This window comes from Salegentibacter sp. UBA1130 (assembly GCF_002311535.1).
In the GTDB taxonomy this organism is placed as follows: Bacteria; Bacteroidota; Bacteroidia; order Flavobacteriales; family Flavobacteriaceae; genus Salegentibacter; species Salegentibacter agarivorans.
This window is the reverse complement of record NZ_DCAP01000020.1, coordinates 311,431-328,725: the sequence shown is the minus strand read 5'-3', so window position 1 is coordinate 328,725 and position 17,295 is coordinate 311,431. Positions and strand designations below refer to the sequence as shown.

Genomic DNA, 17,295 nt, shown 5'->3' with positions numbered 1-17,295 from the left:
TTATTAAAAGTTAAGTTTAAGACTTGCACCTATTTCTCTAAATGTAGGGTATGCACCAGATTGGTATCCCTGAACGTTACCGGCACTAAGTCCTGATTCTGGATCTGAATATGGAATGTTCTTATGAATAATCCATAGGTTTCTACCAATTAATGAAACAGAAGCTTTTGTAAATGGCAGTCTGTCTATCATTTCTTCTCCAAAAGCATATGTTAGGTTAGCTTCTCTAAGTTTTACGAAAGAAGCATCATAAACGTGACCGGCATTTGCATCTCTTGCATAACCATAAGGGTTTGCATAAGTAGAGAAATCTGCTCTAGTGCTGTTTGGCTCTCCATTTTCGTTAACTCCTGGTAGCACAATACCACCACCGTTTGCTAATGTATTTCTCATTGGATTACCTAAATCATTGGTTCCAACTGATTGATCATAAACACCTGTAGCATGTCCATACCAGGTGTCAAGAGAGTAGATATCTCCTCCTTTTTGTACGTCAATAAGGAAGCCTAAGCTAAGGTTTTTGTATTGGAAAGTGTTTTGTACACCTCCGGTCCATTCTGGCAAAATATTACCAATAATCTCGTTAGAGTTTGAAGTGGTTAAGTAATATCCATTAGACCCAACAACTTTATTACCACTGTCATCGTAGATATAATCTGTTCCTCTAATGCTACCATAAGGCTCACCAGGGGTTGCGTTAATAGAAACTCCTCCTTGTAAACCAGGGCCTATTTGTAGATTATCAATTCCCTGTGCAAGGTTTAGTACCTCACTACGGTTTCTTGCCCAGTTAATATTCATGTTCCAGTTAAAGTCTTCAGTCCTAATAGGGTTTAAGCGTAAAGAAGCTTCAAAACCTTTGTTCTCAACTGTCCCTGCATTAAAGAATACAGAAGTAAACCCAGATGCCATAGATACCGGTACCGGTGTAATTTGATCTTCAGTTTGAGAGTTGTAGTAAGAAAGATCAAAACCTATTCTTCTATCTAAGAAATTAGCTTCAAGTCCAACTTCGTAAGATTTAGTTCTTTCCGGTTTTAGGTTGGCATTGTTTAATGTAGCTTGATTTCCAGCAACACCTGCTCCAGCAAATGGTGTACTTAATACATACGTATTTAGAACACTATAAGGGGCTGCATCATTACCTACTTCGGCGTAATTTGCTCTTATTTTTGCAAAGCTTAACCAGTCTGCCTCTACAACATTAGAAAGTAGTACACTGGTAGAGATAGATGGGTAGTAAAAAGTATTATTGTCTGCAGGAAGGGTAGAAGATCGGTCTCTTCTTATAGTACCTTCAACATAATAAGTGTCTAAATAACCTAAACTCGCTCTTGCGTAAATACCATCAATCATTCTTGTGGCATCATATTCATTTGGTGGGTTAATTGGATCCACACTATTGCTTAATGCAAAAAAGTCTGGAGCGTTAAGACCACCATTAGTGGAAGCTCTAATAGAGCTATTATCATTTCTTCTTAGGTTCCAACCTAAATTACCATCCAGGTTTAAATCATCAATGATATCAGTATTGAAATTTAAAATTAAGTCGTAGTTATATTCTGCAGCTCTACCATTGTAACGGGAGTATCCAGAAACACCAACACTACCTACATTTCTTCTTTCTTCCTGTAGTTCATCAAAAGTATCAAATGAAAAACGTCCAACTACACTAAATACATCGTTGATTTCGTAGTTAAGGTTAAAGTTACCAAAATACCTGTTACGGGTATCTGTTTGGAAATTTTCGTAACGTGTCCAATATGGGTTATCAGAATATATTGGAGTTCTGTTAAGTGGACTGTTAGGGTTCCAGGTGATATTCTGTCCTGTTTCAAGGTAAGCATCTCTTTGTGCGTAAACATCTACGTTTGCCTGGTTCCACTGGCGAAAAGATTGCATTGGGTTTTCTGAATCGTAACCTGTACCATATCTACCTTTACCGTCTGTTTTGGTGTAAGTAATATTGGCACCTGCGCTAAATTTATCAGTAAATTCGTGTGTTCCACTAAATTTAATAGTGTTTCTTTTAATTCTACTGTTTGGTAGATTTCCCTGGTTGTTTAGGTTAGTAACACCTAATCTAAAGGTACTGGTTTCGCTTCCTCCATCTAAGGCTACAGAGTTTATAGCAGTATAACCTCTTTCCCAAATATCATTTGGAGTATTTTGAGCTGCCTGCCATGGGGTAGCTTGCTGATAAGTGCTTAATTGTGGGTAAATGGAATTCCATTGGTGAATTAATTGACCATCAAAAGGAGCACCAAAAGAAGCATCTTCAGTAAATGGCGTAAATGGAATATTAGGATCAAAACCATCAGGAAGATCTAAATTTCCATAAGTGTTGAAAAATGGAGTGTCATAAAATGGGCCATATCCCGCACCATATTGGTCCTGGTAAACAGGAAGGGTATTATCATCTACTGAAGTAGTCATAAAAGTAGAATTGATAGAGATACCAATTCCTTGTTTTTTAGAACCTTTTTTAGTTTCAATAATAATTGCTCCGTTTGCAGCTCTCGCTCCGTAAAGTGCAGTTGCAGCAGCACCCTTTAAAACGTTGATAGACTCAATGTCGTTAGGGTTAATGTCTGATGCAGCGTTACCATAATCATAACCACCACGTCCAGCTTGCTGATCGGCAGTGTTAGGAGTGTCATTACTAATAGGAGTACCATCTATTACAAAAAGTGCCTGGTTGTTTCCTGTTAATGAAGCATTACCACGAATTACAATATTCGTAGATCCCCCCATAGTACCAGAACTTTTAATAGAAAGTCCAGCTACTTTACCAGATAGTGAGTTCATAAAGTTTTGGGTTGGTACATCAGAAACTTCAGCACCTTGAACCTCCTGAGTTGCATAACCAAGAGATTTCTTTTCACGTTGAATACCTAAAGCGGTAACAACAACTTCATCTAATTGGGCAGAATCTGTGCTTAATGTCACATCTATAGTGTCATTGTTTGCTACAGTATATTCTGCGGTTTCCATTCCAACGAAAGAATAAACCAAAACATCTCCTTGTGTGGCAGGAATGGAATAATTTCCGTCAAAATCGGTTTGGGTACCTGTATTGGTTCCCTTGATTAAAACGGTTACACCTGGAAGGGGTAGCCCGTCTTCATCGACTACCGTACCGGTAATCGTTCGTTCTTGTGCAAAAGTAATTTGCACAGCTAACACTAATAATAGTGTTAGAATACTACTAAACTTTGTTCTCATTTTTAAATTTGTTTGAATTAGCCAAGGCCAAAAGTGCTAATAAATGGTTAATAAAACAAACTTTTAATTTTAAATATCAGGTAGTTATTTAAATAAATGTTAATAATTGTATATAGATTGGTTAGAGTCAGGCGTTAAAGTGGTATTGGTGAAATGTTAAAATGTTAGAATATTATTGAATTTTGCTATTAAAATGTAGTTAAAGTCTAAAATATTCCTTTTTGAGTAAGATGAGCTTGTTTTTTAATCAGCTTATTTTTATTGATCTATACCTATTAATATATATGTTGTTAAAAGGTGTGTTCTGTCTTCCAGATTATCCTTCTGAAAATTAATTCATTATAGTTTGATTAATTTGTTTTTATTTCTACATTTGCAAACCCTAAAAAACAGGGGATTAAATTTATTAATAATTAGGTAAAAGAAATTATGCCAACAATTTCACAATTAGTACGAAAAGGAAGAGCCCAGATAACCAAGAAGAGTAAATCGGCTGCTTTAGATTCGTGTCCTCAAAGAAGAGGAGTGTGCACACGTGTGTATACTACTACACCTAAGAAACCAAACTCAGCTATGCGTAAAGTAGCAAGGGTGAGGTTGACAAACGGAAAAGAAGTTAACGCTTATATTCCAGGTGAGGGTCACAATCTACAAGAGCACTCGATAGTATTGGTTAGAGGTGGAAGGGTAAAAGATTTGCCAGGTGTTAGATATCACATTGTTCGCGGTGCATTAGATACTGCGGGTGTTGAAGGAAGAAGCCAGCGTAGATCTAAATACGGAGCAAAACGCCCTAAGAAGTAATTAAAAACTTTTAATGTAAAGAAATGAGAAGAAGACAGGCCAAAAAAAGACCGCTTTTACCAGATCCAAAATTTAACGATCAACTTGTTACACGTTTTGTGAACATGATGATGTGGGATGGTAAGAAATCGGTAGCCTTTAAAATTTTCTATGATTCTATCGCAATTATAGAAGAGAAGAAACAAGACGAAGAAAAAACCGGTTTGGAAATTTGGAAAGATGCTCTTTCTAATGTTATGCCTCACGTTGAAGTTAGAAGTAGGCGAGTTGGGGGTGCAACATTTCAAATCCCAATGCAAATAAGACCAGATAGAAAAGTAGCAACCGCTATGAAATGGTTAATTTCATTTGCGCGAAAGAGAAATGAGAAAACTATGGCGCAGAAATTAGCTTCTGAAGTTCTTGCTGCTGCTAAAGAAGAAGGTGCTGCAGTTAAGAAAAGAGTTGATACTCATAAAATGGCTGAAGCTAATAAAGCATTCTCTCACTTTAGATTCTAAAATAAAATGGCACAAAGAGATTTAAAATTTACTAGAAATATTGGAATTGCAGCTCATATTGATGCAGGTAAAACTACAACAACAGAGCGTATCCTTTATTATACAGGAATAAGCCACAAAATAGGAGAGGTGCATGATGGTGCCGCTACTATGGACTGGATGGAACAGGAGCAGGAAAGAGGTATTACAATTACTTCTGCTGCTACACATTGTAAGTGGATGTATAGAGATCAGGAATTTACGGTAAATATTATCGATACTCCTGGTCACGTTGATTTTACCGTAGAGGTAGAGCGTTCTTTACGTGTTCTTGATGGTGTGGTTGCATTGTTCAGTGCTGTAGATGGTGTTGAGCCACAATCTGAAACCGTTTGGAGACAGGCTGATAAATATAAAGTACCACGTTTAGGATTTGTAAATAAAATGGACCGTCAGGGAGCTGACTTCTTTAATGTGTGTAAGCAGGTTAGAGAAATGCTAGGTGGAAACCCAGTACCATTACAAGTTCCAATCGGTGACGAAATAGACTTTAAAGGAGTTGTTGATCTTATTTCCAAAAAAGCAATTATTTGGAATGATGAGGATCACGGGATGACCTATGAGACTATAGATATTCCTGAAGAACTTATGGATGATGTGAATAAATACCGAACTGAGCTTGTAGAAGCTGTAGCTGAGTATGATGAAGCATTAATGGAAAAGTTCTTTGAAGATGAAGATTCAATTACTGAAGACGAAATTATTGCTGCGCTTAGAGCTGCAACCATAGATATGTCTATTATACCTATGATGTGTGGTTCTGCCTTTAAAAATAAAGGTGTTCAGGCAATGCTTGATGCAGTAATGAGATATATGCCTTCTCCAGTAGATGTAGAAGCTATTGTAGGAACAAATCCTGATACTAATGAAGATGAAAGCAGAAAGCCACACGTTGACTCTCCTTTCTCTGCATTAGCATTTAAAATTGCTACCGATCCTTTTGTTGGTCGTTTAGCATTCTTCCGTGTTTACTCGGGAGCTTTAGATGCAGGATCTTATGTATTGAACAATAGATCAGGTAAAAAAGAACGTATTTCTCGTATTTACCAGATGCACTCTAATAAGCAGGAGCCTATTAATAGAATTGAAGCTGGTGATATTGGTGCAGCTGTTGGTTTTAAAGATATTAAAACCGGTGATACGCTAACTGATGAGAAACACCCAATCGTTCTTGAGTCTATGACTTTCCCAGAACCAGTAATTGGTATTGCGGTAGAGCCTAAGACGAAAGCCGATGTTGATAAAATGGGTATGGCCTTAGCTAAACTAGCTGAAGAAGATCCAACTTTCCAGGTTAAGACTGATGAGATTTCAGGACAAACTATTATCTCTGGAATGGGAGAGCTTCATATTGAAATTCTTGTAGATCGTTTAAAGAGAGAATTTAAAGTTGAAGTTAACGAAGGTCAGCCACAGGTTGAGTATAAAGAAACAGTAACTAAAACTGCAGAGCATAGAGAGGTTTATAAAAAGCAATCTGGTGGTCGTGGTAAATTTGCTGATATTGTTTTTGAAATGGGACCTGTAGACGAAGACTTTGAAGGAAAAGGACTTCAGTTTGTAGACCAAATTAAAGGTGGACGTATTCCTAAAGAATTTGTTCCTTCGGTAGAAAAAGGATTTAAAGAAGCTATGAAAAACGGGCCAATGGCTGGTTTCCAAATGGATACTTTAAAAGTAATCCTTAAGGATGGATCTTTCCACCCTGTAGATTCCGATCAACTTTCTTTCGAATTGGCTGCGAAAATGGGTTACAAAGCCGCTGCTAAAAAAGCTGGTGCTGTAGTTCTTGAGCCAATTATGAAAATTGAAGTAGTAACTCCAGAAGAAAACATGGGTGATATTGTTGGTGACTTGAACCGTAGAAGAGGTCAGGTAAGCAGCATGTCAGACAGGTCTGGTGCTAAGATTATTAAAGCAGAAGTGCCTTTAGCTGAAATGTTTGGATATGTAACAACATTAAGAACATTATCTTCTGGTAGAGCAACTTCAACTATGGAATTTTCTCACTATGCTGAAACTCCTTCTAATATTTCAGAAGAAGTTATTAAAGCAGCAAAGGGTACAAACGAATAATATTAGGAAAATGAGTCAGAAAATAAGAATAAAACTAAAATCCTACGATCATAACCTGGTAGATAAATCTGCAGAGAAGATCGTGAAGACTGTAAAAACTACAGGTGCGGTGGTAACAGGACCAATTCCTTTGCCTACTCACAAAAAACTTTTTACTGTTTTACGTTCTCCTCACGTAAACAAGAAAGCAAGAGAGCAATTTCAATTAAGCTCTTACAAAAGGCTTCTTGATATCTACAGTTCTTCTTCAAAAACCATTGATGCGTTAATGAAATTAGAGCTGCCTAGTGGAGTTGAAGTAGAGATTAAGGTATAAGTCTATCCCCGTGCAGACGGGGATCTTAAAACTTCCATTTATTTGGAAGTAAACATGTCCCGAGCAGTTGGCGAGGGAAAAACGGAAGAAAGATACATTCAGGGCGAAAGTATTTTTCTGCCCTGAATTTTTTTAAATAAATAAGTAATAATCAATAATTAATTATGTCTGGGTTAATAGGAAAAAAAATAGGCATGACCAGTATTTTTGACGAGAACGGGAAAAACATTCCGTGTACCGTAATAGAAGCAGGTCCATGCGTAGTTACCCAAGTCAGAACCAAAGAGGTTGACGGGTATGAGGCACTTCAAGTTGGTTTCGATGACAAAAAGACTGCAAATAAAGCTGCTGAAGGGCACGCTAAAAAAGCAGGAAGCGTTGCAAAACGTAAAGTCGTTGAATTCCAGGGCTATGAAGCAGATTATAAATTAGGTGATGCTATCACTGTAGAGCACTTTAACGAGGGGGAATTTGTGGATATTGCAGGTACTTCTAAAGGTAAAGGCTTTCAGGGTGTTGTAAAAAGACACAACTTTGGTGGTGTGGGTCAGGCGACTCACGGTCAGCATAACCGATTAAGAGCTCCGGGTTCTATTGGTGCAGCGTCTTACCCTGCACGGGTTTTCAAAGGAATGAAAATGGCCGGTAGAATGGGTGGAGAGAGAGTAAAAGTAGAAAACCTGAGAGTTTTAAAAGTGGTGGCAGATAAAAACCTTTTAGTAGTAAAAGGATGTGTGCCAGGTCACAAAAACTCATACGTAATCATTAGCAAGTAATGGAAGTAGCAGTTTTAGATGTAAAAGGAAAAGAAACAGGCAGAAAAGCAAAGCTTTCTGACGCTGTTTTCGCTATAGAGCCAAACGATCACGCAGTTTATCTAGATGTTAAACAATATTTAGCTAATCAGCGCCAGGGAACCCACAAAGCTAAAGAAAGAGCTGAGATTGCTGGGAGTACCCGTAAGATCAAAAAACAAAAAGGTACCGGTACTGCACGTGCAGGTAGCATTAAGTCACCAATTTTTAAAGGCGGTGGACGTGTTTTTGGACCAAGACCAAGAAACTACGGTTTTAAATTGAACAAAAATTTAAAACGTTTGGCAAGAAAATCGGCTTTATCAATAAAAGCAAAAGGAGAATCAATTTTTGTAGTTGAAGACTTTTCTTTTGATGCGCCGAAGACAAAAAGTATGATAGATGTTTTGAAAGCCCTTGGTATTCAGGACAAAAAATCGCTTATAGTGTTGGGTGACTCAAATAAAAACGTATATTTGTCGTCACGTAATTTAAAAGGACTTGAGGTTGTAAATTCCTCAGAATTAAGTACTTACGGAATTCTTAATGCTAAGAATATCGTGTTGCTTGAGGGTTCTTTAGAAGGAATTGAGTCGAATTTAAGTAAATAAGCCTTATGAGTATCTTGATAAAACCAATTATTACAGAAAAAGCCACCGGAGATAGCGAGTTGAATAACCGTTTTTCTTTTGTGGTAGACAATAAGGCGAATAAGATTGAAATTAAGAATGCAGTAGAAGCTGCTTACGGAGTTTCAGTTGAAAAAGTTCGTACTATAAATGTTCGTCCAGATCGCAAAACCAGATATACAAAATCTGGTATGATCACTGGTAAAACCAAAGCTTTCAAAAAAGCATTGGTACAGGTGACGGAAGGTGAAACTATTGATTTATACAGTAATCTTTAAGATTAAAAAATGTCAGTTAGAAAATTAAAACCAATCACCCCTGGTCAGCGTTTTAGAGTAGTTAATGGTTTTGACGCCATTACTACTGATAAGCCGGAGAAGAGTTTAATAGCTCCGTTAAAAAAATCAGGTGGGAGAAACAGTCAGGGAAAAATGACTATCCGCTACAAAGGTGGAGGTCATAAAAGACGTTACAGAATTGTAGACTTTAAACGCGACAAGCATGGAATTCCTGCTACTGTTGCGAGTATAGAATACGATCCAAACAGAACTGCCTTTATCGCGTTGTTGAATTACCAGGATGGTGAAAAACGATACGTTATTGCTCAAAATGGGTTACAGGTAGGTCAAAATATTGTATCAAGCACAGATTCGGCTGCTCCAGAAATTGGAAATGCAATGCCGTTATCTAGTATTCCCCTTGGTACTGTAGTTTCTTGTATAGAGTTAAGAGCCGGTCAGGGTGCTGTAATGGCAAGAAGTGCTGGAGCTTTTGCTCAATTATTAGCAAGAGAAGGAAAATACGCAACCGTAAAACTACCTTCAGGAGAAATTAGAAGAGTGTTGTCTACTTGTATGGCTACAATTGGAGCTGTATCAAATAGTGATCACCAACTTCAGGTTTCTGGTAAAGCTGGTAGAAAACGTTGGTTGGGTATTAGACCAAGAACAAGACCTGTAGCTATGAACCCTGTAGATCACCCAATGGGTGGTGGGGAAGGAAGAGCTTCCGGTGGTCACCCACGTTCTAGAAAAGGTTTACCTGCTAAAGGTTTCAAAACCCGTTCAAGAACAAAAGCGAGTAATAAATATATTGTAGAACGTAGAAAGAAATAATAAGATATGGCACGTTCATTAAAAAAAGGACCTTACGTTCACTATAAGTTAGATAAGAAGGTTGCTCAAAATGTTGAATCTGGAAAAAAAGCCGTGATCAAAACCTGGTCTAGAGCTTCAATGATTACTCCAGATTTCGTAGGGCAAACTATCGCTGTTCATAACGGGAAACAATTTGTACCTGTATATGTGACAGAGAACATGGTAGGGCATAAATTAGGAGAATTTTCACCAACACGTTCTTTTAGAGGGCATTCTGGTGCAAAAAATAAAGGTAAAAGATAATTGAAGCTATGGGAGTTCGTAAAAGAGAAAGAGCAGAGCAAATAAAAGAAGCCAAAAAACAGGTAGCTTTTGCAAAGTTGAATAACTGCCCTACTTCGCCTAGAAAAATGCGCTTAGTTGCGGATTTAGTAAGAGGAGAGAAAGTAGAAAAAGCGCTTCAAATATTAAAATTCAGTTCAAAAGAAGCTTCTGGACGTTTAGAGAAATTATTGCTTTCTGCAATAGCCAACTGGCAATCTAAAAACGAAGATGCAAGTATTGAAGATGCTGAATTGTTTGTAAAAGAAATCCGTGTAGATGGAGGAGCGATGCTTAAGAGGCTGCGTCCTGCACCACAGGGTCGCGCACATAGAATTAGAAAGAGATCCAACCACGTTACTTTGGTGCTTGGAGAAAACAATAATACACAAAGCTAAGTAGAGTATGGGACAAAAAACAAATCCAATCGGGAATCGCCTCGGTATCGTAAGAGGATGGGAATCCAACTGGTATGGAGGAAATGACTACGGCGACAAATTAGCCGAAGACGATAAGATTAGAAAGTACATCCATGCTCGTCTTTCTAAAGCGAGTGTATCCAGGGTAATTATTGAGCGTACGCTTAAGCTTGTAACCGTTACTATCACCACTGCCAGACCGGGTATTATTATTGGTAAAGGCGGCCAGGAGGTAGACAAGCTTAAAGAAGAACTTAAGAAAATTACCGACAAGGAAGTTCAAATTAACATCTTTGAGATTAAGAGGCCAGAACTTGATGCGCATTTAGTAGCATCTAGTGTTGCAAGACAAATTGAAAATCGTATTTCTTACCGTCGTGCAATTAAAATGGCTATCGCGGCTGCTATGAGAATGAATGCTGAAGGAATCAAAATTCAGATTTCCGGACGTTTAAATGGTGCTGAAATGGCACGTTCAGAAGCATACAAAGATGGTAGAATTCCTCTGTCTACTTTTAGGGCCGATATTGACTATGCTTTAGTTGAAGCTCACACTACTTATGGTAGGTTGGGTGTTAAGGTATGGATCATGAAAGGCGAAGTTTATGGTAAAAGAGATCTTTCTCCACTTGTTGGAATGTCCAAGAAACAAGGAGGAAAACCTGGAGCCGGGCGAGGTGGTAACAAATCACGTCGTAGAAAGTAATTTTTTAAAGTAAAGAAAAATGTTACAACCTAAAAGAACAAAATACCGTAAACAGCAGAAGGGCCGTATGAAAGGCAACGCCGGAAGAGGGCATAGACTCTCTAATGGTACCTTTGGAATTAAATCTATGGATTCTAGTTTCATTACTGCCCGTCAAATAGAAGCTGCACGTATTGCTGCTACCCGATATATGAAAAGGGAAGGTTCTATCTGGATTAAAATATTTCCAGACAAGCCTATCACTAAGAAACCTCTAGAGGTACGTATGGGTAAAGGTAAAGGTGCTGTAGAATATTGGGCTGCTGTTGTAAAACCAGGAAGAATTATGTTTGAAATTGGTGGAGTACCAATGGATGTTGCTAAAGAAGCTTTAAGGCTTGCGGCACAGAAACTTCCGGTAAGAACCAAATTTATTGTAGCTAGAGATTATCAAGCTTAATATTATAAAGTTATGAAACAATCAGAAGTAAAAGAACTGTCTGTGGCAGAATTACAAGAAGAGCTTGGGAAATCTAGAAAAGCATATTCAGATTTGAAAATGGCTCACGCAGTTTCGCCATTAGAGAACCCAATACAGCTTAGAGCTGTACGAAGAACTATAGCGAGACTTGCTACAGAGTTAACTAAAAGAGAACAACAATAAGTGTTATTCTGCTGAAAGATGGAAAAAAGAAATTTAAGAAAAGAGCGTATAGGCGTTGTTACAAGTAATAAAATGCAGAAATCTATAGTGGTTTCTGAAGTTAAGAAAGTAAAACACCCTATGTATGGAAAATTCGTTTTAAAAACGAAAAAATACGTAGCGCACGACGAAACAAACGACTGCAACGAAGGGGATACTGTAAGGATCATGGAAACAAGACCTTTAAGTAAATCTAAATGTTGGAGATTAGTAGAAATAATTGAAAGAGCGAAGTAATGGTACAACAAGAGTCTAGACTAAGAGTAGCAGACAATACCGGGGCAAAAGAAGTTTTGACCATACGTGTATTGGGCGGTACAAAGAAAAGATACGCTTCTGTTGGGGACAAAATAGTTGTCAGCGTTAAAGAAGCTACACCTAACGGAAATATCAAAAAAGGTGCAGTTTCAACAGCAGTTGTTGTTCGTACCAAGAAAGAAGTACGCAGAGCAGACGGGTCTTATATCCGTTTTGATGATAATGCCTGTGTATTATTAAATCCAACCGGAGAAATGCGCGGAACTCGTGTATTTGGACCGGTTGCGAGAGAACTTCGTGATAAGCAATTCATGAAAATTGTATCATTGGCACCAGAGGTGCTTTAATACATTAACAAGATGAGAAAGCTTAAAATAAAAACTGGAGATACTGTAAGAGTTATTGCTGGAGACCACAAAGGTCAGGAAGGTAAAGTTCAAAAAGTTCTCATAGAAAAGAATAAAGCCATCGTGGAAGGTGTTAACACTATCTCAAAACATGAGAAACCAAGTGCATCTAACCCACAAGGTGGTATTGTAAAGAAAGAAGCTCCTATTCATATTTCTAACCTTTCTTTGTTAGACAAAGATGGTAACACTACCAGAGTTGGATATAAAGAAGAGGATGGAAAGAAAGTAAGATTTTCCAAAAAATCTAATGAAGTAATTTAGTTATGGCATACGTACCAAGACTTAGAGCAGAATATGCAGAGCGAGTAAAGCCTGCATTAAAAGAAGAATTTAGCTATGCTAACGTAATGGAGATCCCAAAACTTGAAAAAATAGTTTTGAGCCGTGGCGTTGGTGCAGCTGTAGCAGATAAAAAGCTAATTGACCATGCTGTAGATGAACTTTCTACAATTACCGGTCAAAAAGCGGTGCAAACCATTTCTAAAAAGGATGTTGCTTCATTCAAACTTCGTAAAGGTATGCCTATTGGGGCAAAAGTAACTTTGCGAGGATACAGAATGTACGAATTCTTAGATCGTTTAATCACATCAGCACTTCCACGTGTTCGTGACTTTAACGGGATTAAGGCTAATGGTTTTGATGGTAGAGGAAACTATAATTTAGGAATTACTGAGCAAATCATCTTTCCGGAGATTGATATTGATAAAGTAAACCGAATTAATGGTATGGATATTACCTTCGTGACTACTGCCAAGACCGATAAGGAAGCAAAATCGTTGTTAACCGAACTAGGATTACCTTTTAAAAAGAATTAATTATGGCTAAAGAATCAATGAAAGCCCGTGAGGTGAAGAGACAAAAAATGGTAAAAAAGTATGCTGAAAAACGCGAGGCTTTAAAAGAAGCTGGCGATTGGGAAGCACTACAAAAATTACCAAAAAATTCTTCTCCTGTACGTTTGCATAACCGTTGTAAGCTAACTGGTAGGCCAAAAGGTTATATGAGACAGTTTGGTCTTTCTCGTGTAATGTTTAGAGAAATGGCTAATAAGGGATTAATTCCTGGAGTTAGAAAAGCTAGTTGGTAAAATTATAAATTGGTTGCAGGTTCTCCCGAGTGACGGGACGAAAACCACATCCGCAAATTAAGATAGATGAATACAGATCCTATTGCAGATTATTTGACAAGAGTTAGGAACGCTGTGGCTGCAAACCACAGGGTGGTAGAAATACCAGCTTCTAACCTTAAAAAGGAGATTACAAAAATATTATTCGATCAGGGATATATTCTTAGTTACAAGTTTGATGATGCTAGTGCCCAGGGAACAATTAAAATTGCCCTTAAGTACGACAAGATCACAAAAGAACCTGTAATTAAAGATATCCAGAGAATAAGTAAACCTGGTTTACGTAAGTATGCCGGCGCTAACGAATTGCCACGTATCTTAAACGGTCTTGGTATCGCTATAGTTTCTACTTCTCACGGTGTAATGACCGGGAAGCAGGCTAAAGCCGAGAAAGTTGGTGGTGAAGTATTGTGTTACGTTTACTAATACTTAAAAGACTAAAGAAATGTCAAGAATAGGTAAAAGCCCAATTACAATTCCAGAAGGTGTAAATGTAGACCTTAAAGATGGCGTTGTAACGGTAAAAGGAAAATTAGGAGAACTTAAGCAGGAAGTTAGCGACATTGATGTAAAAATTGAAGATGGCGTAATTACTTTTGAACGTTCTTCAGAGAAAAGTGATCAGAAAGCAAAACACGGTCTTTATCGTGCTTTGATAAACAATATGATTGAAGGAGTAACTAACGGATATACAAAATCTTTAGAATTGGTTGGAGTTGGATATAGAGCTTCTAACCAGGGACAAAAATTAGATTTAGCCGTTGGGTTTTCCCATAATATTGTAATAGATTTGGCACCGGAAGTTAAAGTAGAAGCAATTTCTGAGAAAGGGAAAAACCCAATCGTGAAATTAACTTCTTACGATAAACAACTTGTGGGCCAGGTAGCTGCTAAAATACGCTCCTTTAGAGCACCAGAGCCTTATAAAGGTAAAGGTATTAAGTATGTTGGAGAACAATTACGTAGAAAAGCAGGTAAATCAGCTTAATAAAGTTTAGATATGGCAGTTTCAAAACAAGATAGACGAAATAAGATAAGAAAGCGTGTTCGTAAGTCAATTACGGGTACCGCTAGCCGTCCAAGATTATCTGTATTTAGAAGTAATAAAGAAATTTATGCTCAAATTATAGATGACGTAGAAGGAAAAACACTAGCTGCAGCCTCTTCAAGAGATAAGGGCGTATCAGTAGAAGGTGATAAATCCAAACAAGCAGAATTGGTTGGTAAAGCCCTTGCTGAAAAAGCTTTGAAAGCCGGTGTAGAAACCATTTCTTTTGACAGAGGTGGTTACCTGTATCACGGAAGAGTTAAATCATTAGCAGAAGGTGCTCGAGAAGGAGGACTAAAATTCTAGAAAATTATGTATCAAGATTATAAAAACGTAGAACATGTAAAACCGGGCGGACTTGAATTAAAAGACCGTTTGGTAGGAGTACAACGTGTGACCAAAGTAACCAAAGGTGGTAGAGCTTTTGGATTTTCTGCTATTGTTGTAGTAGGAGATGAGAATGGTGTTGTAGGGCAAGGTTTAGGTAAATCTAAAGAAGTTGCCGATGCTATCTCTAAAGCTGTGGAAGATGCAAAGAAGAATTTAGTGCGTATTCCTTTACATAAAGGAAGCCTTCCTCATGAGCAAAAAGGTAAGTATGGTGGAGCAAGAGTTCTTTTGCTACCTGCTGCAACTGGTACCGGGATTATAGCCGGTGGTGCAATTCGTGCCGTACTGGAAGCTGTTGGTGTACACGACGTACTTTCTAAAAACCAGGGTTCTTCAAACCCACACAACGTGGTAAAAGCTACTTTTGATGCGCTACTTCAATTAAGAAGTGCGGATACTGTTGCTAAACAACGTGGTATTTCATTAGAAAAGGTTTTTAAAGGATAAATCAAGGAGAAAGATGGGAAAGATAAAAGTTACAAAAGTAAAGAGTGCAATTAACCGATCTAAAAACCAGAAACTGGTTTTAGAGTCTCTTGGTCTTAAGAAAATTGGCCAAACGGTAGAGCACAACGATACGCCAAACATCCTTGGTATGGTAAATAAAGTTAAACATTTAGTTTCCATTGAGGAAACAAAATAATAAATTCACATGGAATTAAATAACTTAAAACCTGCAAAAGGTTCAGTTAAGAGTAACAACAAGCGTGTTGGCCGTGGAGAAGGATCAGGTAAAGGTGGTACTGCCACCCGTGGTCACAAAGGGGCTAAATCTCGTTCTGGTTACTCCAAGAAGATTGGTTTTGAAGGAGGGCAGATGCCACTTCAACGTCGTGTTCCAAAATTTGGTTTCACTAACAGAAATCGTGTAGCATACCAGGGTGTTAACCTTGATACCTTACAGCGTTTGGTTGATGAAGGTAAAATTAAAGATACTGTAGATGTTGATACTTTGATCGAAAACGGTCTTGTGAGTAAAAACAAACCAGTAAAGATATTAGGTAGAGGTGAATTAAAGGCAAAGTTGAAAATATCTGTTCATAAATTTACAGCCACAGCTAAAGAAGCTATAGAAGCTGCTGGAGGTGAAGTTGTTACTTTATAATAGATAGCCAAATGAAATTCATCAATACTATTAAAAATATTTGGAAGATCGAGGAGCTAAAAAATAGAATTTTAGTAACCCTCGGTCTGTTATTAGTTTATCGTTTTGGAGCGCAAGTTGTGCTTCCCGGGATAGATGCTTCGCAGCTATCTAACCTGGCATCCCAAACAGATGGAGGTCTTTTAGGCCTCTTAAACGCATTTACAGGTGGAGCTTTTTCTAATGCTTCTGTATTTGCATTGGGAATTATGCCATATATCTCGGCTTCTATTGTAGTGCAGCTAATGGGTATTGCTATACCTTACCTGCAAAAACTGCAAAAAGAAGGTGAAAGTGGTAGACGTAAGATCAATCAGATCACCCGTTGGTTAACTATTGCAATTACATTAGTACAGGGACCCGGTTATATCTATAACCTTTTTGCTACACTTCCGCAGCAAGCCTTTTTATTAGGTGATACTGTTACGTTTGTAGCTTCTGCAGTAGTAATTCTTACTACAGGTACCATTTTCGCAATGTGGCTGGGTGAAAAGATAACCGACAAAGGTATTGGTAATGGTATTTCGCTATTAATTATGGTAGGTATTATTGCTACCTTACCACAAGCATTTATTCAGGAATTCGCTTCCAGGGTATTTGAATCTAACGGTGGCCTTATTATGATTCTTATTGAATTGGTAATTTGGTTTGCTATTATTCTTGCTTCGGTAATGTTGGTGATGGCAGTGCGCCAAATCCCGGTGCAATATGCCAGAAGAACCGCCTCTGGAGGTTACGAGAAAAACGTATTTGGATCAAGACAGTACATTCCACTTAAGCTTAATGCTTCAGGTGTAATGCCAATTATATTTGCGCAGGCAATTATGTTTATCCCAGCTGCTGTAGCAGGATTATCAGATTCTGATGCTGCACAAGGGGTTACCGCTGCCTTTAGCGATATATTTGGGTTTTGGTATAATGTAGTTTTTGCACTATTAATTATTGTGTTTACTTACTTCTATACCGCGATTACTGTACCTACCAATAAGATGGCTGATGATCTAAAACGAAGTGGAGGATTTATTCCGGGCATTCGTCCTGGTACTGAAACCGCTGAGTTTTTAGATAGAATTATGTCTCAAATTACCTTGCCAGGATCTATTTTCCTTGCGCTTATTGCTGTGTTCCCAGCGATTGTGGTGCAACTCTTAGGTGTGCAACAAGGATGGGCATTGTTTTTTGGAGGAACCTCGCTTTTAATTATGGTTGGAGTTGCAATAGATACTATGCAACAAGTAAACTCTTACTTGCTGAATAGACATTACGACGGATTAATGAAAACAGGTAAAAACAGAAAAGCAGTAGCTTAAT

The 17,295-nt window shown here is 37.9% G+C and carries 26 protein-coding genes; 25 read left to right on the top strand and 1 reads right to left on the bottom strand.

Features of this window, described 5'->3' with window-relative positions:
• Positions 1-3: 3 nt before the first annotated feature.
• Positions 4-3,225, bottom strand: coding sequence for a SusC/RagA family TonB-linked outer membrane protein (locus B4F31_RS07020; protein ID WP_286760963.1), 3,222 nt, complete (start codon positions 3,223-3,225; stop codon positions 4-6).
• 429 nt (positions 3,226-3,654) lie between these two features.
• Here B4F31_RS07020 and rpsL point away from each other — a divergent pair, with 429 nt between their 5' ends.
• The 25 genes from rpsL to secY all read left to right on the top strand — a co-directional run bounded on the left by rpsL (position 3,655) and on the right by secY (position 17,294).
• Positions 3,655-4,029, top strand: a complete 375-nt coding sequence (rpsL, locus tag B4F31_RS07015) for a 30S ribosomal protein S12 (RefSeq protein WP_037319203.1) — start codon at positions 3,655-3,657, stop codon at positions 4,027-4,029.
• A 23-nt stretch (positions 4,030-4,052) separates the two neighbouring features.
• Positions 4,053-4,529: a 30S ribosomal protein S7 gene (gene rpsG / locus B4F31_RS07010; protein ID WP_070053719.1), complete on the top strand. Its 477-nt coding sequence runs from the start codon at positions 4,053-4,055 to the stop codon at positions 4,527-4,529.
• Between the two features lie 6 nt (positions 4,530-4,535).
• Positions 4,536-6,644, top strand: coding sequence for an elongation factor G (gene fusA / locus B4F31_RS07005; protein ID WP_208222909.1), 2,109 nt, complete (start codon positions 4,536-4,538; stop codon positions 6,642-6,644).
• Between the two features lie 10 nt (positions 6,645-6,654).
• Positions 6,655-6,960, top strand: a complete 306-nt coding sequence (rpsJ, locus tag B4F31_RS07000) for a 30S ribosomal protein S10 (RefSeq protein WP_037319211.1) — start codon at positions 6,655-6,657, stop codon at positions 6,958-6,960.
• Positions 6,961-7,124: 164 nt separating this feature from the next.
• Entirely contained in the window at positions 7,125-7,736 is a 612-nt protein-coding gene (gene rplC, locus B4F31_RS06995) for a 50S ribosomal protein L3 (protein WP_075324954.1), read from the top strand.
• Complete coding sequence (gene rplD, locus B4F31_RS06990) at positions 7,736-8,365, top strand: 50S ribosomal protein L4 (RefSeq protein ID WP_075324953.1); 630 nt, start codon at positions 7,736-7,738, stop codon at positions 8,363-8,365. Before rplC ends, rplD begins: the two co-directional genes overlap by 1 nt.
• Positions 8,366-8,370: 5 nt before the next feature.
• Positions 8,371-8,661 (top strand): 50S ribosomal protein L23, encoded by a 291-nt coding sequence (rplW, locus tag B4F31_RS06985; RefSeq protein ID WP_075324952.1) that lies wholly within the window; start codon positions 8,371-8,373, stop codon positions 8,659-8,661.
• A 9-nt stretch (positions 8,662-8,670) separates the two neighbouring features.
• On the top strand, positions 8,671-9,498 hold the full coding sequence (rplB, locus tag B4F31_RS06980) for a 50S ribosomal protein L2 (protein WP_075324951.1): 828 nt from the start codon (positions 8,671-8,673) through the stop codon (positions 9,496-9,498).
• 6 nt (positions 9,499-9,504) lie between these two features.
• A complete protein-coding gene (gene rpsS, locus B4F31_RS06975) occupies positions 9,505-9,783 on the top strand; it encodes a 30S ribosomal protein S19 (RefSeq protein ID WP_057482232.1) in 279 nt (92 codons plus the stop codon).
• Between the two features lie 8 nt (positions 9,784-9,791).
• Entirely contained in the window at positions 9,792-10,199 is a 408-nt protein-coding gene (rplV, locus tag B4F31_RS06970) for a 50S ribosomal protein L22 (protein ID WP_075324950.1), read from the top strand.
• A gap of 7 nt (positions 10,200-10,206) precedes the next feature.
• The gene (rpsC, locus tag B4F31_RS06965; protein WP_075324949.1) at positions 10,207-10,926 is read left to right on the top strand and encodes a 30S ribosomal protein S3; all 720 of its coding nucleotides are present in this window, start codon (positions 10,207-10,209) and stop codon (positions 10,924-10,926) included.
• A gap of 19 nt (positions 10,927-10,945) precedes the next feature.
• The gene (gene rplP, locus B4F31_RS06960; RefSeq protein ID WP_057482229.1) at positions 10,946-11,365 is read left to right on the top strand and encodes a 50S ribosomal protein L16; all 420 of its coding nucleotides are present in this window, start codon (positions 10,946-10,948) and stop codon (positions 11,363-11,365) included.
• 12 nt (positions 11,366-11,377) lie between these two features.
• Positions 11,378-11,569: a 50S ribosomal protein L29 gene (gene rpmC, locus B4F31_RS06955; RefSeq protein ID WP_037319233.1), complete on the top strand. Its 192-nt coding sequence runs from the start codon at positions 11,378-11,380 to the stop codon at positions 11,567-11,569.
• 18 nt (positions 11,570-11,587) lie between these two features.
• Positions 11,588-11,845 (top strand): 30S ribosomal protein S17, encoded by a 258-nt coding sequence (gene rpsQ, locus B4F31_RS06950; RefSeq protein ID WP_037319236.1) that lies wholly within the window; start codon positions 11,588-11,590, stop codon positions 11,843-11,845.
• Positions 11,845-12,213, top strand: a complete 369-nt coding sequence (gene rplN / locus B4F31_RS06945) for a 50S ribosomal protein L14 (RefSeq protein ID WP_075324948.1) — start codon at positions 11,845-11,847, stop codon at positions 12,211-12,213. Before rpsQ ends, rplN begins: the two co-directional genes overlap by 1 nt.
• A 12-nt stretch (positions 12,214-12,225) precedes the next feature.
• The gene (gene rplX, locus B4F31_RS06940) at positions 12,226-12,537 is read left to right on the top strand and encodes a 50S ribosomal protein L24 (protein ID WP_075324947.1); all 312 of its coding nucleotides are present in this window, start codon (positions 12,226-12,228) and stop codon (positions 12,535-12,537) included.
• 2 nt (positions 12,538-12,539) lie between these two features.
• The gene (rplE, locus tag B4F31_RS06935) at positions 12,540-13,091 is read left to right on the top strand and encodes a 50S ribosomal protein L5 (RefSeq protein WP_075324946.1); all 552 of its coding nucleotides are present in this window, start codon (positions 12,540-12,542) and stop codon (positions 13,089-13,091) included.
• 2 nt (positions 13,092-13,093) lie between these two features.
• Positions 13,094-13,363: a 30S ribosomal protein S14 gene (gene rpsN / locus B4F31_RS06930; protein WP_057482226.1), complete on the top strand. Its 270-nt coding sequence runs from the start codon at positions 13,094-13,096 to the stop codon at positions 13,361-13,363.
• 66 nt (positions 13,364-13,429) lie between these two features.
• Complete coding sequence (gene rpsH / locus B4F31_RS06925; RefSeq protein WP_075324945.1) at positions 13,430-13,828, top strand: 30S ribosomal protein S8; 399 nt, start codon at positions 13,430-13,432, stop codon at positions 13,826-13,828.
• 19 nt (positions 13,829-13,847) lie between these two features.
• Positions 13,848-14,390: a 50S ribosomal protein L6 gene (rplF, locus tag B4F31_RS06920; RefSeq protein ID WP_075324944.1), complete on the top strand. Its 543-nt coding sequence runs from the start codon at positions 13,848-13,850 to the stop codon at positions 14,388-14,390.
• Between the two features lie 12 nt (positions 14,391-14,402).
• Complete coding sequence (rplR, locus tag B4F31_RS06915; protein ID WP_075324943.1) at positions 14,403-14,756, top strand: 50S ribosomal protein L18; 354 nt, start codon at positions 14,403-14,405, stop codon at positions 14,754-14,756.
• Positions 14,757-14,762: 6 nt separating this feature from the next.
• Positions 14,763-15,287, top strand: coding sequence for a 30S ribosomal protein S5 (gene rpsE, locus B4F31_RS06910; RefSeq protein ID WP_075324942.1), 525 nt, complete (start codon positions 14,763-14,765; stop codon positions 15,285-15,287).
• A 13-nt stretch (positions 15,288-15,300) separates the two neighbouring features.
• Complete coding sequence (gene rpmD / locus B4F31_RS06905) at positions 15,301-15,483, top strand: 50S ribosomal protein L30 (RefSeq protein WP_075324941.1); 183 nt, start codon at positions 15,301-15,303, stop codon at positions 15,481-15,483.
• A 9-nt stretch (positions 15,484-15,492) separates the two neighbouring features.
• Entirely contained in the window at positions 15,493-15,945 is a 453-nt protein-coding gene (gene rplO / locus B4F31_RS06900; RefSeq protein ID WP_075324940.1) for a 50S ribosomal protein L15, read from the top strand.
• Positions 15,946-15,956: 11 nt separating this feature from the next.
• Entirely contained in the window at positions 15,957-17,294 is a 1,338-nt protein-coding gene (gene secY / locus B4F31_RS06895) for a preprotein translocase subunit SecY (RefSeq protein ID WP_075324939.1), read from the top strand.
• Position 17,295: the final 1 nt, after the last annotated feature.

What these genes read in the sequence shown, in the direction of transcription:
- B4F31_RS07020 (WP_286760963.1), bottom strand. Translation starts at nt 3,225, where the DNA reads ATGAGAACAAAGTTTAGTAGTATTCTAACACTATTATTAGTGTTAGCT.
- rpsL (WP_037319203.1), top strand. Translation starts at nt 3,655, where the DNA reads ATGCCAACAATTTCACAATTAGTACGAAAAGGAAGAGCCCAGATAACC.
- rpsG (WP_070053719.1), top strand. Translation starts at nt 4,053, where the DNA reads ATGAGAAGAAGACAGGCCAAAAAAAGACCGCTTTTACCAGATCCAAAA.
- fusA (WP_208222909.1), top strand. Translation starts at nt 4,536, where the DNA reads ATGGCACAAAGAGATTTAAAATTTACTAGAAATATTGGAATTGCAGCT.
- rpsJ (WP_037319211.1), top strand. Translation starts at nt 6,655, where the DNA reads ATGAGTCAGAAAATAAGAATAAAACTAAAATCCTACGATCATAACCTG.
- rplC (WP_075324954.1), top strand. Translation starts at nt 7,125, where the DNA reads ATGTCTGGGTTAATAGGAAAAAAAATAGGCATGACCAGTATTTTTGAC.
- rplD (WP_075324953.1), top strand. Translation starts at nt 7,736, where the DNA reads ATGGAAGTAGCAGTTTTAGATGTAAAAGGAAAAGAAACAGGCAGAAAA.
- rplW (WP_075324952.1), top strand. Translation starts at nt 8,371, where the DNA reads ATGAGTATCTTGATAAAACCAATTATTACAGAAAAAGCCACCGGAGAT.
- rplB (WP_075324951.1), top strand. Translation starts at nt 8,671, where the DNA reads ATGTCAGTTAGAAAATTAAAACCAATCACCCCTGGTCAGCGTTTTAGA.
- rpsS (WP_057482232.1), top strand. Translation starts at nt 9,505, where the DNA reads ATGGCACGTTCATTAAAAAAAGGACCTTACGTTCACTATAAGTTAGAT.
- rplV (WP_075324950.1), top strand. Translation starts at nt 9,792, where the DNA reads ATGGGAGTTCGTAAAAGAGAAAGAGCAGAGCAAATAAAAGAAGCCAAA.
- rpsC (WP_075324949.1), top strand. Translation starts at nt 10,207, where the DNA reads ATGGGACAAAAAACAAATCCAATCGGGAATCGCCTCGGTATCGTAAGA.
- rplP (WP_057482229.1), top strand. Translation starts at nt 10,946, where the DNA reads ATGTTACAACCTAAAAGAACAAAATACCGTAAACAGCAGAAGGGCCGT.
- rpmC (WP_037319233.1), top strand. Translation starts at nt 11,378, where the DNA reads ATGAAACAATCAGAAGTAAAAGAACTGTCTGTGGCAGAATTACAAGAA.
- rpsQ (WP_037319236.1), top strand. Translation starts at nt 11,588, where the DNA reads ATGGAAAAAAGAAATTTAAGAAAAGAGCGTATAGGCGTTGTTACAAGT.
- rplN (WP_075324948.1), top strand. Translation starts at nt 11,845, where the DNA reads ATGGTACAACAAGAGTCTAGACTAAGAGTAGCAGACAATACCGGGGCA.
- rplX (WP_075324947.1), top strand. Translation starts at nt 12,226, where the DNA reads ATGAGAAAGCTTAAAATAAAAACTGGAGATACTGTAAGAGTTATTGCT.
- rplE (WP_075324946.1), top strand. Translation starts at nt 12,540, where the DNA reads ATGGCATACGTACCAAGACTTAGAGCAGAATATGCAGAGCGAGTAAAG.
- rpsN (WP_057482226.1), top strand. Translation starts at nt 13,094, where the DNA reads ATGGCTAAAGAATCAATGAAAGCCCGTGAGGTGAAGAGACAAAAAATG.
- rpsH (WP_075324945.1), top strand. Translation starts at nt 13,430, where the DNA reads ATGAATACAGATCCTATTGCAGATTATTTGACAAGAGTTAGGAACGCT.
- rplF (WP_075324944.1), top strand. Translation starts at nt 13,848, where the DNA reads ATGTCAAGAATAGGTAAAAGCCCAATTACAATTCCAGAAGGTGTAAAT.
- rplR (WP_075324943.1), top strand. Translation starts at nt 14,403, where the DNA reads ATGGCAGTTTCAAAACAAGATAGACGAAATAAGATAAGAAAGCGTGTT.
- rpsE (WP_075324942.1), top strand. Translation starts at nt 14,763, where the DNA reads ATGTATCAAGATTATAAAAACGTAGAACATGTAAAACCGGGCGGACTT.
- rpmD (WP_075324941.1), top strand. Translation starts at nt 15,301, where the DNA reads ATGGGAAAGATAAAAGTTACAAAAGTAAAGAGTGCAATTAACCGATCT.
- rplO (WP_075324940.1), top strand. Translation starts at nt 15,493, where the DNA reads ATGGAATTAAATAACTTAAAACCTGCAAAAGGTTCAGTTAAGAGTAAC.
- secY (WP_075324939.1), top strand. Translation starts at nt 15,957, where the DNA reads ATGAAATTCATCAATACTATTAAAAATATTTGGAAGATCGAGGAGCTA.